The sequence below is a fragment of the Mycobacterium sp. genome, assembly GCF_032159565.1.
Lineage (GTDB): Bacteria > Actinomycetota > Actinomycetes > Mycobacteriales > Mycobacteriaceae > Mycobacterium.
This window is the reverse complement of record NZ_JAVHWR010000130.1, coordinates 50,439-64,129: the sequence shown is the minus strand read 5'-3', so window position 1 is coordinate 64,129 and position 13,691 is coordinate 50,439. Positions and strand designations below refer to the sequence as shown.

The window sequence follows — 13,691 nt, the reverse complement described above, 5'->3', positions numbered from 1 at the left end:
TGTATTTCCTTCTCTTCTCACTCATTTGAGGGCTTACTCGCTTACTTGGCGCCGATGCCACGCGGACCGCGCGACACCGACACCACTCCGGACTGCACGAGCTCACGGATGCCGTATGGCTCGAGAACCCGCAGGAACGCTTCGAGCTTCGCCGGCGTACCGGTTGCTTCGATCGTCAGCGATTCGGTCGACACGTCGACGACCTTCGCGCGGAACAGGTTCACCGCTTCGATGACCTGACCGCGAGTGGCGGCATCGGCGCGCACCTTGATCAGCGCCAGTTCCCGCGACACCGAGTTGTCCTCCTCCTGCTCGACGATCTTGATCACGTTGATCAGCTTGTTGAGCTGCTTGGTGATCTGTTCGAGTGGATGCTCGTCGACACTGACGACGATGGTCATCCGAGACATGTTCTTCTGCTCGGTGGCGCCGACGGCCAGGGACTGGATGTTGTAGCCGCGCCGCGAGAACAGCGAAGCAATCCGGGCGAGAACGCCCGGCTTGTCCTCGACGAGCACCGAAAGCGTCTGCGTCGGAGTTGAACTCATCACGCGTGCCCTTCCTCGGGATCGTCGAACAGCGGGCGGATGCCGCGGGCGGCCATGATCTCGTCGTTGCCTTTGCCTGCGGCCACCATCGGCCACACCTGCGCATCGGCGCCGACGATGAAGTCGATCACCACCGGCCGGTCGTTGATGGCGCGCGCCTGGTTGATCACGTCGGCGACGTCTTCGGCACGCTCACAACGCAATCCGACGCAGCCCAGAGCCTCGGCGAGCTTGACGAAGTCAGGGATGCGATGCGAGTGCGTGGCCAGATCCGTTTGGCTGTATCGCTTTTCGTAGAACAGCGTCTGCCACTGGCGCACCATCCCCAGATTGCCGTTGTTGATCACGGCGACCTTGATCGGTGCGCCCTCGACCGCGCAGGTGGCCAGCTCCTGGTTGGTCATCTGGAAGCAGCCGTCGCCGTCGATGGCCCACACCTCGGCGTCGGGGCGAGCGAACTTCGCACCCATCGCGGCGGGCACCGCGTAGCCCATCGTGCCGAGTCCGCCCGAGTTGAGCCATGTCCGCGGGTTTTCGTATGAGATGAACTGCGCGGCCCACATCTGGTGCTGACCTACGCCTGCCACGTACACCGCGTCGGGTCCGGCGATCTTGCCCAGCTGTTCGATCACATACTCGGGTGAGAGGCTGCCGTCGCTCTGCGGCCCGTAGCTCAGCGGGTAGGTCGACTGCACCCCGCGCAGATACTCCCACCAGTTGTCCATCTTGATGGAGCCGGTGGACGTGCCGTCGCGGCGCAGCGCCTCGATCAGCTCGGCGATGACCGCCTTGACGTCGCCCACGATCGGCACGTCGGCGTGCCGGTTCTTGCCGATCTCGGCCGGGTCGATGTCGGCGTGGATGACCTTGGCCTCGGGCGCGAACGAATCCAGCTTGCCCGTCACCCGGTCGTCGAAGCGGGTGCCCAGCGCGATCAGCAGATCGCTGCGCTGCAGCGCGGCCACCGCGGCCACCGTGCCGTGCATGCCGGGCATGCCCATGTTCTGGGGATGGCTGTCTGGAAAGGCGCCACGCGCCATCAAGGTGGTGACCACCGGAACACCGGTCAGCTCGGCCAGATCCAGCAGTTCGCGGGTGGCGTCGCCGCGGATCACGCCGCCGCCGACGTACAGCACCGGCTTGCGGGCCGCCGCGATGAGCTTGGCCGCCTCCCGGATCTGCCGGTTGTGCGGTTTGGTGTTCGGCTTGTAGCCGGGCAGCTCGATCCGCGGCGGCCAGCTGAACGTGCACTGTCCCTGCAGAACATCCTTGGGGATGTCAACCAGCACCGGACCGGGGCGCCCCGACCTGGCGATGTGGAAGGCCTCGGCCATCACCCTTGGGATGTCGTCACCTTCGCGCACCAGGAAGTTGTGCTTGGTGATCGGCATCGTGATACCTGAGATGTCGGCTTCCTGGAAGGCATCGGTGCCGATCAGACCGCGGCCGACCTGACCGGTCACCGCGACGATCGGGATCGAGTCCATGTGCGCGTCGGCGAGCGGCGTCACCAGGTTGGTGGCGCCGGGGCCCGACGTCGCCATGCAGACGCCGACCTTGCCGGTGGCGTGAGCGTATCCACTTGCCGCATGTCCTGCGCCCTGCTCGTGGCGGACCAGGACGTGACGAAGCCGCTGCGAGTCGAAAAGCGGATCGTAGACCGGCAACACGGCTCCGCCGGGGATGCCGAAGATGATCTCGACGTCGAGCTCCTCCAACGACCGGATGACCGACTGGGCTCCGGTGAGTTGTTGCGGGGCAACCTTCTTGGGCTGGCTCGACGGGCCGTGACCGGCTGCCTTCGCCGCGGATTGCGCAGCGTTGGCCTCGGCCAAATCCCCGTACGGCGGGTTCGCCGACCGATCCGGGGGTCGTGTGGTTGGTGCGCTCACGATGTCCTCATTTGTCGTCGATTGTGTTGTGGACTTTCAAATGACTGCTGGGGCAACAAAAAACCCCCGCCAGCGAGTCCGCTGTACGAGGGTTGCGCGCTGATACTTGTGACTATGCCCGAGTCAGGGCAAGCGCGGTATCAACGCGCAACCCAATTACTACGAGCAAGCCAAGGTTCTGCACAACAGTTGACCGTAGTCTCCGCACTGGTCAACCGTCAAATTCCTTGACGCGCACCGCGCAGTGGGACGATGGCAGGTGTGACTCCGCAACCGCCCCCTGCACCTGTCGAACCGGTCGTGATCCGGATATCGCCGACGGCGCACCTCGCGGTCGGCTTCCTGGTGCTGGGACTGCTGTCACTGGTGCTGGCCTGGACGTGGTTCGCACCCTTGTTCGTCATTCCCGCGATGCTGTCGGCGTACATCGTTCGGCTGCGCACCACCGCCGATCCCGACACCGTGACCGCACGCAGTCTGCTCGGCAGCGAGACCGTGCGCTGGGAGGACATCGAAGGCCTGCGGTTCAGCAAGGGATCATGGGCCCGGGCACAGCTCAAAGACGGGCGTGAACTGCGGCTTCCCGCCGTGACGTTCGCAACGCTGCCGCAGTTGACCGAGGTCAGCGGGGGCCGCGTGCCCAACCCGTACGGCTGAGCTCAGGCTGTTTTGCGCGTCCGCGTCCGCGTTCCGCGTCAGCTCAGTGGGTTGCCTCCGTTGAGCAGCACCCACAGCGCGATGCCGCCGCCGACGCCGATCAACAGCGCGGCGAACGACCCGACGAACGGTCGACGGGCCCAGCCGCGACCGGCGTCCAGCCCGTATCTGCCCGGGCCGGCGAGGACGATTGCGACGACCGCGGCGATCAGGATGACCTTGTACTCGTGGCCGTCGGTCAGGAAATCCCTCAACCTGGCCGCGTCGTGGGCGGCCATGGCCTCCACGAGCAGGCCGTTGACCAGGTAGGCCAGCGCCCCCGCCGCCGCCAGCGGGGTGAACAGACCCAGGATCAGCAGCACACCCGCGAGTATCTCGGCGCCGGTGGCGATATACGTCAGCATGTCGGCGTGCTGGTAGCCGACTTCGGTCAGCCGGTCCTGGAACCCGTCAAGACCGGGACCGCCGAACCAGCCGAACGCCTTCTGCAGGCCGTGAGCGATCAACAGGGCGCCGACTGCCCAGCGCAGCAGCATCAGGCCGAGGTCCTGGGTGCCACGCCGATCGTCTATCGGACGATCGTGATATCCGGGACCGATGTCGGCGGGTTGTGCGTAGGGGTTCAAGGGTTGGCTGTCGCCGGCCTGTGCGTACGGCGACGCTTCCGGCTCCCCGATCAGCCCGAATCCAGGCTGGGAGCCGGTCCGGTAGTTGGGGATGGCGGTGGTTTCGAAATCACCGGCGTAGTTGGACGAGGGCAGATCGTCCTCGGGGTCGACCAGGCTTGCCGACCCGGGCCGGCCCAGGTCGTCGGGCCGCTGCCACTGGGGATTACTGGTCACCTGCCCAGGGTAAGTGGTCAGGATCGGCGAATCGCGGATTGGCGCGGCGCTTTTGTGCCCTAGTTCGCAGGTGCCGAGGCGACGCGCCTGAACGCCGCGTGGCGCGCACCGAGGAACAATCCGTAACCTGGCGGGCATGAATCTGCGCGGGCCGATGCGTGCCGTCGTCGCACTGTCGTGTGCCGCGTTGCTCGTGCTGTCGGGGTGCGCGCGATTCGACAGCGCCCAGTCGCAGCCGTTCACCACCGAACCCGAGCTTCAACCAGGCCCCAGCTCGACTCCCCCGCCGCCCCCTCCGCTGCCACCGAAGCCGTTTCCCAAGGAGTGCCCCGCACCAGGGGTGATGCAGGGCTGCCTGGAGAGCACCAGCGGGCTGATCATGCTGCCCGACAGCCAGTCCGCATTGGTCGCCGAACGCGTCACCGGCGCCGTCAAAGAGGTGTCCGTTCGGGCAGAACCAAAGGTCAAAACCGTCATCCCGGTCGATGGCAGCGGCGACGGCGGCCTGATGGACATCGTGCTGTCGCCGACGTACTCGCAGGACCGGCTGATGTACGCATACGTCAGCACGCCGACCGACAATCGGGTGATCCGCATCGCCGACGGCGACATTCCCAAGCCGATTTTCACCGGTATCCCCAAAGGCGCGACCGGAAACATGGGTGCCCTGGTCTTCACCAGCCCCACCACGTTGGTCGTGCTCACCGGTGATGCGGGTGACCCGGCACTGGCGGCCGACCCGGCGTCGCCGGCGGGCAAGGTGCTGCGCATCGAGCAGCCGACCACGGTCAACCAGGCGCCGCAGACCACCGCGCTGAGCGGGATGGGATCGGGTGGCGGCATGTGCGTCGACCCGTCGGACGGCTCGCTGTACATCGACGACCGCACGCCGACCGCCGACCGGTTGCAGCGCATCACCAAGGATTCGAAGGTCTCCACGGTGTGGACCTGGCCCGACAAGCCCGGTGTCGCCGGATGCGCGGCGCTGGACGGCACGGTGCTCGTCAACCTGATCAACACCAAGCAGACGGTGGCCGTGCGACTGGCGCCGGACACCGGATCGGTGACCGGGGAGCCGGAGGTGGTCCGCCAGGACGTGCACGGCCACGCGTGGGCGCTGCAGTCGTCGCCGGACGGCAACGTGTGGGGCGCGACGGTGAACAAGACCGCAGGCGATTCCGAGAAGCTCGACGATGTCGTGTTCCCGGTGTTCCCGTCGGGCGGCGGCTTCCCGCGCAGTAACGCCGACAACACCTAAACCGCCGGGCGAACCGGCTCGATCCGCCGGTGCCACGGTTGGACGCTACCCGCAGAAGTGGCGGACGCGGGTGATACCTGTTGTCGCATCGACGATTTCGCAGAAAACGACGCCACGCCCTGACGGTGTGCTGACCGAAGCGCTGACGGTGTCACCTGCCGCGATCATCTTGAACCATCGGCCGCCCCGCACGCTGTCGACGAACTCGCTGGCTGCGATCGGGTTCGTTTCACCGACGCTGACAGCCGCCCCGCGACTCAGCGCCCGCCGCGCCGTCATCTCGTCACCGGCGACGGCTGCATCGAGAAATGCCTCGACACAACGTTTCTGGCGTCGTCCCGGCCGCCGGAAGCCTGAAGCGAAACCCGCCGTGCCGCCGAGCCCTTGATTGCGCAGCAGTTCGCCGCCCAGCCGCAGCGAGACCGGCAGCGATTTCGCGCCCTCGCGCAGCATCTGCACCACCATCGTCGGCAGCTCCCAGTGCGCGCGCAGTCGCTCGATCTGCCAGTCGCCGTCGAACGGCCTCAGGTCGTAGCGCAGATGCATCGGAACGTTCAGCGTCACGGCCGCCGCCATCACGATTTCGAGCATCAGGTCGCGAACCACGGCAGGGCCGGCCGCCAGGTCGACATCGCGGTGAAAGATGATCTGCCGCGGTCCGATGAACGTGTCGTAGAACCGGCCGATCTCCTCGACGCCGACGTGCGGACGGGAACCGTACGGGTCCTCGACGCGCGCATCGGCGGCGAACAGCCCGACCCAGCCCGTGCGGTCGTGCACATCGCTCGCCGCAGGCGAACGTTCCACCACCGCCAGCAGTTCGGCGTCTGCCGCGGCCATCTAGGTGCAGGCCGCCAACACCAGCTCGCGAACCCGTGCCGCGTCGGCCTGGCCCTTCGTCGCCTTCATCACGGCGCCGACGATCGCTCCGGCGGCCTGCACCTTGCCGCCGCGGATCTTCTCCGCCACGTCGGGATTGGCGGCCAGCGCGTCGTCGACCGCCGCCTGGATCAGTGAGTCGTCGCGGACCAGCTCCAGTCCGCGCGCCTTCATCACGTCAGCGGGTTCGCCCTCACCGGCCAGCACACCCTCTACCACCTGACGGGCCAGCTTGTTGGACAGCTTGCCCTCGTCGATCAACACGACCACCGCGGCGACCTGCGCAGGCGTGATGGCCAGCTCGTCGAGCTCGACGCCTGCCTCATTGGCCTTCTGCACCAGGAAGTTCCCCCACCACGCCCTCGCGGCCTCGCTGGGCGCGCCCTGTGCGACGGTGGCGGCCACCAGATCGACGGCGCCCGCGTTGACCAGATCGCGCATGACCTCGTCGGAGACTCCCCAGTCGGATTGAATGCGCTTGCGCTGCAACCACGGGTATTCGGGAATGGTCTCGCGCAGCTTCTCCACGAAGTCGGCGTCGGGTGCGATCGGCTCGAGGTCGGGCTCGGGGAAGTAACGGTAGTCCTGCGCCGTCTCCTTGCTGCGGCCCGGCGACGTGTAGCCGTCCTCGTGGAAGTGCCTGGTCTCCTGGTGGATTCGGTCACCGGCGTCCAGAACCGCGGCCTGCCTGCGCATCTCGTAACGGACCGCGACCTCCACGCTCTTCAAAGAGTTGACGTTCTTCGTCTCGGTGCGGATACCGAACTCGGTTGCCCCGGTCGGCTTGAGCGAGAGGTTCGAATCACATCGCATCGAGCCCTGGTCCATCCGCACATCGGAAACACCCAAGGCGCGCAACATGCCTCGAAGCGCGGTCACATAGGCCCGGGCGATCTCGGGTGCACGCGCACCGGTTCCCTCGATCGGCCTGGTGACGATCTCGATCAGCGGCACACCCGCGCGGTTGTAGTCGATCAGCGACGTGGTCGCGCCCGCGATGCGGCCGGTCTCGCTGCCGAGGTGGGTCAGCTTGCCGGTGTCCTCTTCCATGTGCGCGCGCTCGATCTCGACGCGCCATGTGGTGCCGTCGTCGAGGGGGACGTCGAGGTAGCCGTTGATCGCGATCGGCTCGTCGTATTGGGAGATCTGGTAGTTCTTCGGCATGTCCGGGTAGAAGTAGTTCTTCCTCGCAAACCGGCACCACGGCACGATCTCGCAGTTCAGCGCCAGCCCGATCCGCATCGCCGACTCGACGGCGAGCTGGTTGAGCACCGGCAGCGAGCCGGGCAGGCCGAGGCACACCGGGCACACCAGGGTGTTGGGCTCGGCGCCGAACCGGTTGGCGCAGCCGCAGAACATCTTGGTCGCCGTCGACAGCTCGACGTGCACCTCGAGGCCGAGAACCGGGTCGTAGCGTGCGACGACGTCGTCGTAATCGACCAGTTCGGCAGTGGATGCAGCGGTCATGCCCCCGATCCTAGTGGGTCACTTTTCTCCCGCGAGCAGACGCAAACTCGCACAGATCGGTCCCTGTTCATGCGAGTTTGCGTCTGCTCGCCGAAGAAATCAGCCGAAGAATTCGGCGGCGTCGTCGTATCGGCTCTGGGGCACCAGCTTCAGCTGACGGACGGCGTCGGCAAGTGGCACGCGGCCGATCTCCTGGCCTCGCAGCGACACCATCATCCCGTACTCGCCAGCGTGGGCTGCGTCGGCGGCGTTGACGCCGAATCGAGTGGCGAGCACACGGTCGTACGGGGTCGGCGTGCCGCCGCGCTGAACATGGCCGAGAACGGTGACCCGCACCTCTTTGTTGATCCGCTTTTCCACCTCGTAGGCCAGCTGCTGGGCGACGCCGGTGAACTTCTCGTGCCCGAACTCGTCAATACCGCCCTCGCGCAACTTCATCGAGCCCGTCGCGGGCTTGGCGCCTTCGGCCACCACGCAGATGAAGTGCGAATCGCCGCGCACGAAGCGTGCCTTGATCAGCCGGCACACCTCCTCGACGTCGAACGGCTGCTCCGGAATCAGCGTCATGTGCGCGCCGGAAGCCAGGCCGGCATTCAGTGCGATCCAGCCTGCGTGCCGCCCCATCACCTCGACGAGCATCACCCGCTGGTGTGACTCGGCCGTGCTGTGCAGGCGGTCGATGGCCTCGCTGGCAACGCCCAACGCGGTGTCGTGGCCGAACGTTACGTCGGTGCAGTCGATGTCGTTGTCGATCGTCTTGGGCACACCGACGACGGGAACGTTCTCCTCGGACAGCCAATGCGCCGCGGTCAGGGTGCCTTCGCCGCCGATCGGGATCAGCACGTCGATGCCGTTGTCGTCCAGCGTCTGCTTGATCTGGTCGAGGCCGGCTTTGAGCTTGTCCGGGTGCACCCGCGCGGTGCCCAGCATGGTGCCGCCCTTGGCGAGCAGGCGGTCGTTGCGGTCATCGTTGCGCAGCTGGACGCGACGGTCCTCGAGCAGACCGCGCCAGCCGTCCAGAAAGCCCACGACCGACGAGCCGTAGCGCACATCGCAGGTGCGCACCACCGCGCGTATCACCGCGTTCAGCCCTGGACAGTCGCCGCCTCCGGTCAGAATTCCGATGCGCATGGGCCCATCCTCCCCTGTGTCGCCGTTGTGGGCACCCTGTCGAGCTACACCGCCGTCGGCAGTGCTCCGCGGGCTGCCTCGTAGGCTGCACCGACGCGGTAGAGCCGGTCGTCGGCCAGCGCCGGAGCCATGATCTGAAGTCCGACGGGCAGGTTGTCGTCGGGCGAGAGACCCGACGGCACCGACATGCCGCAGTGCCCGGCCAGGTTCAGCGGCAGCGTGCAGAGATCGAACAGGTACATCGCCAGCGGATCGTCGACCTTCTCCCCGAGCGGGAACGCGGTGGTCGGGGTCGCGGGCGACACCAGCACGTCGACCTTCTGGTAGGCGGCATCCAGGTCGCGGGCGATCAGCGTGCGCACCTTCTGCGCCTGGTTGTAGTACGCGTCGTAATAGCCCGCCGACAACGCATAGGCGCCAATCATGATGCGGCGCTTGACTTCCGGCCCGAAGCCGGCGGCGCGCGTCATCGCCATGACTTCCTCGGCGCTGTGTGTCCCGTCGTCGCCGACCCGAAGGCCATACCGCATACCGTCGAACCGGGCCAGGTTGGACGACACCTCCGACGGCAGGATCAGGTAGTAGGCGGGCAGCGAGTAGTCGAAGTGCGGGCAGTCGACCTCGGACACCTCGGCGCCGAGTTCCGTCAGCTTCTCGACCGCGGCGTTGAACGACGACAGCACACCCTGCTGGTAGCCGTCGCCGCGCAACTGACGGACCACGCCGACCTTGACACCGCGCAGGTCGCCGTGGGCGCCCGCCCTGGCCGCACCGACGATGTCGGGCACCTCGGCGTCGATCGACGTCGAGTCCCTCCGGTCGTGGCCCGCGATCACCTGGTGCAGCAGCGCGGTGTCGAGCACCGTGCGCGCACACGGTCCGCCCTGATCCAGCGACGACGCGCAGGCGACGAGGCCGTATCGCGACACCGTGCCGTAGGTGGGCTTGACGCCGACGGTCGCGGTCAACGCGGCGGGCTGCCGGATCGACCCGCCGGTGTCCGACCCGATGGCCAGCGGCGCCTGGAACGCGGCCAGCGCCGCCGCACTGCCGCCGCCGGAGCCGCCCGGCACCCGCTCGACGTCCCATGGATTGCGGGTCGGGCCGAAGGCCGAGTTCTCCGTTGACGAACCCATCGCGAACTCGTCCATGTTGGTCTTGCCGAGGATCGGGATGCCCGCGGCGCGCAGCCGCACCGCGACCGTCGAGTCATAGGGCGATGTCCAGCCCTCGAGGATTTTCGACCCGCATGTGGTCGGCATGTCCGTCGTGGTGAACACGTCCTTGAGCGCCAACGGAACACCGGCCAGGGGCGACAGCAGCTCCTCGCCCGCCGCGACCGAGGCATCCACCCGACCGGCCGCCTCCAGCGCCTGCTCCCCTGCGACATGCAGGAACGCCCGGTACTTGTCGTCGGTCTCGGCGATCCGGTCCAGGCAGGCGCGGGTGACCTCGGCCGACGACAGCTCCTTGGCGGCGATCTTGGCGCCCAGCGTCGCCGCGTCCAGCCTGATCACGTCGCTGCTCACGCCTCGCGGGCTCATGCCGGCTCCCCCAGAATCCGTGGCACGGCGAACCGGCCCTCGGCCGACTTCGGTGCCTGCGCCAGCGCCTCCTCCTGCGTCAGCCCTGGCTCGACGACGTCGGGCCGGGTGACGTTTACCGACGTAAGCGGGTTGTCGGTGGCTTCGACATCGGTGACGTCGACGGCCTGGATCCGGCTGACGTGCTCGAGGATGGCGTCGAGCTGGCCTGCGAAGCTGTCCAGCTCGTCGTCGCTCAGGGCGAGCCGGGACAGGCGCGCGAGGTGGGCAACCTCGTCTCGGGAGATCTGGGACACGACATCAAAGCGTAGTCATGCGCGAAAGGCCGGCATGCCGAGCCCGTACCCCTGTGCAACAGTGTTGCGCGTGCCTTCGTTCATGCTGCGGGTCCAGCTGGAGGATCGACCGGGCAGGCTGGGCTCACTGGCCGTCGCGCTCGGCTCGGTGGGCGCCGACATCCTGTCCCTCGATGTGGTGGAGCGCGGCGCGGGCTACGCGATCGACGACCTGATCGTCGACCTGCCGCCCGGCGCGATGCCCGACATGCTGATCACCGCCGCGGAGAACCTCAAGGGTGTGCGGGTGGACAGCATCCGCCCGCACACCGGGTTGCTCGAGGCGCACCGCGAGCTCGAGCTGGTCGACCACATCGCCGCGGCGCCGAACAGGCACGCGAAATTACAGGTGCTCGCCCAAGAGGCGCCGCGCGTGCTGCGCGTCGGCTGGTGCACGGTGGTCCGGCTGACCGGGCCCAACATCAGTCGCATCGTCGGCAGTTTCGGCGCACCCGAGACACACCTCAACGAGGCGCCCTGGCTGCCGATCGACAGCGCCAAGGCGCTCGACGGCGACGCCGACTGGGTGCCGCAGGTGTGGCGGGATATGGACACCACCCTCGCGGCCGCACCATTGGGCGATCAGAACATCGCCGTGGTGCTCGGCAGGCCCGGCGGTCCGGCGTTCCGGCCCTCTGAGGTGGCGCGGCTGGGCTATCTCGCCGGCATCGTCGCGACGATCCTGAGATGAACCGTCAGGCGCCTGCAGGTACCGGATAGCGGTCGTTGACGTCGGCGTTGCTGTCCTTCCGGGCGCAGTGTGCGCAGCAGAAGATGCCGTCGTCGGTCTCGATTCCGTGGCCCAGGATCCGGCATCCGCAGTGTGCACACTCCGGCGCCAGCTGGACGGCAGCGCACTCGATGCTGTCGAAGTTCTCGCTGCGGCCGTCGGGCCAGGTCACCGTGAACGCCTTGTCGTAGTCGTTGCCGCACGTCGCGCAGATTGTCATCGCAGTCACTCCCCCACATCGGTTCGCTCCGACGCATTCCCGGCCATCGCGAGCGGCAAACTACCGCGGCTGGGCCTCAGACCCCGTCGGGACCGTTTTCCAACAGCCGGCCGAAGGCGTCCTCGTCGAGGACCGGCACCCCCAACTCGACGGCCTTGTCGTACTTCGATCCCGGCGCGTCGCCTGCGACGACGTACGCCGTCTTCTTCGACACCGACCCGGCCGCCTTGCCGCCGCGCGCGACGATGGCCTCCTTGGCGTCGTCACGCGAGAAGTTGGTCAAGGATCCGGTCACGACGATGGACAATCCCTCCAGCGTGCGCTCGACGCCGGCGTCGCGTTCGTCGGCCATCCGCACCCCCGCGGCGCGCCACTTGTCGACGATGGCGCGGTGCCAGTCGACACTGAACCATTCGGTGACCGCCGCGGCGATCGTCGGTCCGACCCCCTCGACGACCGAAAGCTCCTCCTCGGAGGCCGACATGATCGCCTCCAGGCTGCCGTATTCGGCTGCCAGCGCGCGGGCGGCGGTCGGGCCGACGTGGCGGATCGACAACGCGACGAGCACCCGCCACAACGGCTGGGCCTTGGCTTCGTGCAGGTTCACCAGCAGCCGCTTGCCGTTGGCTGACAGTTTCCCGTCTTTGGTTGTGAACAGGTCGGTGCGCAGCAGGTCCTCCCTCCCGATGGTGAACAGGTCACCTTCGTCGGTGATGACGCCGGCCTGCAGCAGCGCGATTCCGGCTTCGTAGCCGAGGCCCTCGATGTCGAACGCGCCGCGCCCTGCGACGTGGAAGACCCGCTCGCGCAATTGCGCCGGACACGACCGGGTGTTGGGGCAGCGGATGTCGGCGTCGCCTTCTTTGGCCGGTGCGAGTTTCGTGCCACATTCTGGACATGTTGTCGGCATGACGAATTCGCGTTCGGAGCCGTCACGCAGGTCGACGACGGGCCCGAGGACTTCGGGAATCACGTCGCCGGCCTTCCGGATCACCACGGTGTCACCGATGAGCACGCCCTTGCGCTTGACCTCCGACCCGTTGTGCAGCGTGGCCTGGCTGACCGTCGAGCCCGCGACCTTGACGGGCTCCATCCAGGCGAACGGGGTGACCCGGCCGGTGCGCCCGACGTTGACTCTGATGTCCAGCAGCTTGGTGGTCGCTTCTTCCGGCGGGTACTTGTAGGCGATGGCCCATCGCGGCGCCCGCGACGTCGAGCCGAGCCGCCGCTGCAGTGCGACGTCGTCGACTTTGACGACGAGACCGTCGATTTCGTGTTCGACGTCGTGGCGGTGTTCGCCCCAGTAGGCGATGCGCTCGGTGACCGCTTCGATGCCCTGCACCCTCACGGTGTGATCGGACACCGGCAGCCCCCACGACTCCAGCGCGCGGTAGGCGTCGTGCAGCGTCTTGGGGCGGAAGCCCTCCGTGCGGCCGAGCCCGTGGCAGATCATCCGTAGCCTGCGACGGGCGGTGACGGCGGGGTTCTTCTGTCGCAATGAGCCTGCTGCGCTGTTACGCGGGTTGGCGAACGGCGGCTTGCCCTCGGCGACCAAACCCGCGTTGAGTTCCTCGAAATCGGCGACCCGGAAGAACACCTCGCCACGCACCTCGAGCACCTTCGGCACCGGGAACTCCTTTGAGCCCGTGAGCTTCTCAGGTACGTCGTCAATGGTGCGGGCATTGAGCGTGACGTCCTCACCGGTGCGACCGTCGCCGCGGGTGGCCGCGCGAACCAGCTTCCCGTCGCGGTAGACCAGCGCCAGGGCGACACCGTCGATCTTCAGCTCGCACAGGTAGTGCGCGTCGTCTCCGATCTCGCCCTTGATGCGCCCGGCCCATGCCGCGAGCTCGTCGGGAGTGAAGACGTTGTCCAGGCTGAGCATGCGCTCCAGATGCTCCGCGGACGTGAAGTCGGTCGCGAAGCCCGCGCCGCCGACCAGCTGCGTCGGCGAATCGGGGGTCCGCAGCTCGGGGTGTTGGTCCTCCAGCGTCTGGAGTTCGCGCAGCAGCGTGTCGAACTCGGCGTCGGAGATGACGGGGGCGTCTTTGACGTAATAGCGGAACTGGTGTGCACGCACCTCGTCGGCCAGTTCCTGCCAGCGGCGGCGCAGATCGGCATCGGGCGCGTCTTCGGACTGTTGGGCCAGCGCCTTTTGCGCCTCGGATGCCTTCGGGCTCACCCTCGC

Annotated in this window: 13 protein-coding genes; 3 read left to right on the top strand and 10 right to left on the bottom strand. The window is 67.4% G+C overall.

Going from position 1 to position 13,691, the window contains the following annotated elements:
- Nucleotides 1-41: 41 nt before the first annotated feature.
- Complete coding sequence (gene ilvN / locus QOC76_RS16890; protein ID WP_526358344.1) at nt 42-548, bottom strand: acetolactate synthase small subunit; 507 nt, start codon at nt 546-548, stop codon at nt 42-44.
- Nucleotides 548-2,383, bottom strand: a complete 1,836-nt coding sequence (locus tag QOC76_RS16885; protein WP_526358484.1) for an acetolactate synthase large subunit — start codon at nt 2,381-2,383, stop codon at nt 548-550. Before QOC76_RS16885 ends, ilvN begins: the two co-directional genes overlap by 1 nt.
- Nucleotides 2,384-2,692: 309 nt before the next feature.
- On the opposite strand from QOC76_RS16885, the gene QOC76_RS16880 reads away from it, so the two are divergent.
- Complete coding sequence (locus QOC76_RS16880) at nt 2,693-3,097, top strand: PH domain-containing protein (RefSeq protein WP_526358342.1); 405 nt, start codon at nt 2,693-2,695, stop codon at nt 3,095-3,097.
- 38 nt (nt 3,098-3,135) lie between these two features.
- On the opposite strand, the gene QOC76_RS16875 is transcribed toward QOC76_RS16880, so the two are convergent.
- On the bottom strand, nt 3,136-3,939 hold the full coding sequence (locus QOC76_RS16875; protein ID WP_526358340.1) for a DoxX family protein: 804 nt from the start codon (nt 3,937-3,939) through the stop codon (nt 3,136-3,138).
- Nucleotides 3,940-4,075: 136 nt separating this feature from the next.
- Here QOC76_RS16875 and QOC76_RS16870 point away from each other — a divergent pair, with 136 nt between their 5' ends.
- The gene (locus QOC76_RS16870) at nt 4,076-5,197 is read left to right on the top strand and encodes a PQQ-dependent sugar dehydrogenase (RefSeq protein ID WP_526358338.1); all 1,122 of its coding nucleotides are present in this window, start codon (nt 4,076-4,078) and stop codon (nt 5,195-5,197) included.
- A 45-nt stretch (nt 5,198-5,242) separates the two neighbouring features.
- On the opposite strand, the gene QOC76_RS16865 is transcribed toward QOC76_RS16870, so the two are convergent.
- The 5 genes from QOC76_RS16865 to gatC form a co-directional block, all read right to left on the bottom strand.
- On the bottom strand, nt 5,243-6,037 hold the full coding sequence (locus QOC76_RS16865; RefSeq protein ID WP_526358336.1) for a ketosteroid isomerase family protein: 795 nt from the start codon (nt 6,035-6,037) through the stop codon (nt 5,243-5,245).
- Complete coding sequence (gatB, locus tag QOC76_RS16860; RefSeq protein ID WP_526358334.1) at nt 6,038-7,543, bottom strand: Asp-tRNA(Asn)/Glu-tRNA(Gln) amidotransferase subunit GatB; 1,506 nt, start codon at nt 7,541-7,543, stop codon at nt 6,038-6,040. It lies immediately after the preceding gene.
- Nucleotides 7,544-7,642: 99 nt separating this feature from the next.
- A complete protein-coding gene (locus tag QOC76_RS16855; protein WP_526358332.1) occupies nt 7,643-8,674 on the bottom strand; it encodes a 6-phosphofructokinase in 1,032 nt (343 codons plus the stop codon).
- 44 nt (nt 8,675-8,718) lie between these two features.
- Entirely contained in the window at nt 8,719-10,218 is a 1,500-nt protein-coding gene (gene gatA / locus QOC76_RS16850; protein ID WP_526358330.1) for an Asp-tRNA(Asn)/Glu-tRNA(Gln) amidotransferase subunit GatA, read from the bottom strand.
- The gene (gene gatC / locus QOC76_RS16845) at nt 10,215-10,514 is read right to left on the bottom strand and encodes an Asp-tRNA(Asn)/Glu-tRNA(Gln) amidotransferase subunit GatC (RefSeq protein ID WP_526358328.1); all 300 of its coding nucleotides are present in this window, start codon (nt 10,512-10,514) and stop codon (nt 10,215-10,217) included. Before gatC ends, gatA begins: the two co-directional genes overlap by 4 nt.
- A 70-nt stretch (nt 10,515-10,584) precedes the next feature.
- Here gatC and QOC76_RS16840 point away from each other — a divergent pair, with 70 nt between their 5' ends.
- Nucleotides 10,585-11,244 (top strand): ACT domain-containing protein, encoded by a 660-nt coding sequence (locus QOC76_RS16840; protein WP_526358326.1) that lies wholly within the window; start codon nt 10,585-10,587, stop codon nt 11,242-11,244.
- A 4-nt stretch (nt 11,245-11,248) separates the two neighbouring features.
- On the opposite strand, the gene QOC76_RS16835 is transcribed toward QOC76_RS16840, so the two are convergent.
- Together QOC76_RS16835 and ligA are read right to left on the bottom strand one after the other, a co-directional pair.
- Nucleotides 11,249-11,503, bottom strand: a complete 255-nt coding sequence (locus tag QOC76_RS16835; RefSeq protein ID WP_526358482.1) for a metallothionein — start codon at nt 11,501-11,503, stop codon at nt 11,249-11,251.
- Between the two features lie 76 nt (nt 11,504-11,579).
- Nucleotides 11,580-13,652 carry an NAD-dependent DNA ligase LigA gene (gene ligA / locus QOC76_RS16830; protein ID WP_526358480.1) on the bottom strand — a complete coding sequence of 691 codons (2,073 nt, stop codon included), beginning with the start codon at nt 13,650-13,652 and terminating at the stop codon, nt 11,580-11,582.
- Nucleotides 13,653-13,691 lie beyond the last annotated feature (39 nt).

Excerpts from the sequence above, each read along its gene's own strand:
- ilvN (WP_526358344.1), bottom strand. The coding sequence starts at position 548 with ATGAGTTCAACTCCGACGCAGACGCTTTCGGTGCTCGTCGAGGACAAG.
- QOC76_RS16880 (WP_526358342.1), top strand. The coding sequence starts at position 2,693 with ATGGCAGGTGTGACTCCGCAACCGCCCCCTGCACCTGTCGAACCGGTC.
- QOC76_RS16870 (WP_526358338.1), top strand. The coding sequence starts at position 4,076 with ATGAATCTGCGCGGGCCGATGCGTGCCGTCGTCGCACTGTCGTGTGCC.
- QOC76_RS16865 (WP_526358336.1), bottom strand. The coding sequence starts at position 6,037 with ATGGCCGCGGCAGACGCCGAACTGCTGGCGGTGGTGGAACGTTCGCCT.
- gatB (WP_526358334.1), bottom strand. The coding sequence starts at position 7,543 with ATGACCGCTGCATCCACTGCCGAACTGGTCGATTACGACGACGTCGTC.
- QOC76_RS16855 (WP_526358332.1), bottom strand. The coding sequence starts at position 8,674 with ATGCGCATCGGAATTCTGACCGGAGGCGGCGACTGTCCAGGGCTGAAC.
- gatA (WP_526358330.1), bottom strand. The coding sequence starts at position 10,218 with ATGAGCCCGCGAGGCGTGAGCAGCGACGTGATCAGGCTGGACGCGGCG.
- QOC76_RS16835 (WP_526358482.1), bottom strand. The coding sequence starts at position 11,503 with ATGACAATCTGCGCGACGTGCGGCAACGACTACGACAAGGCGTTCACG.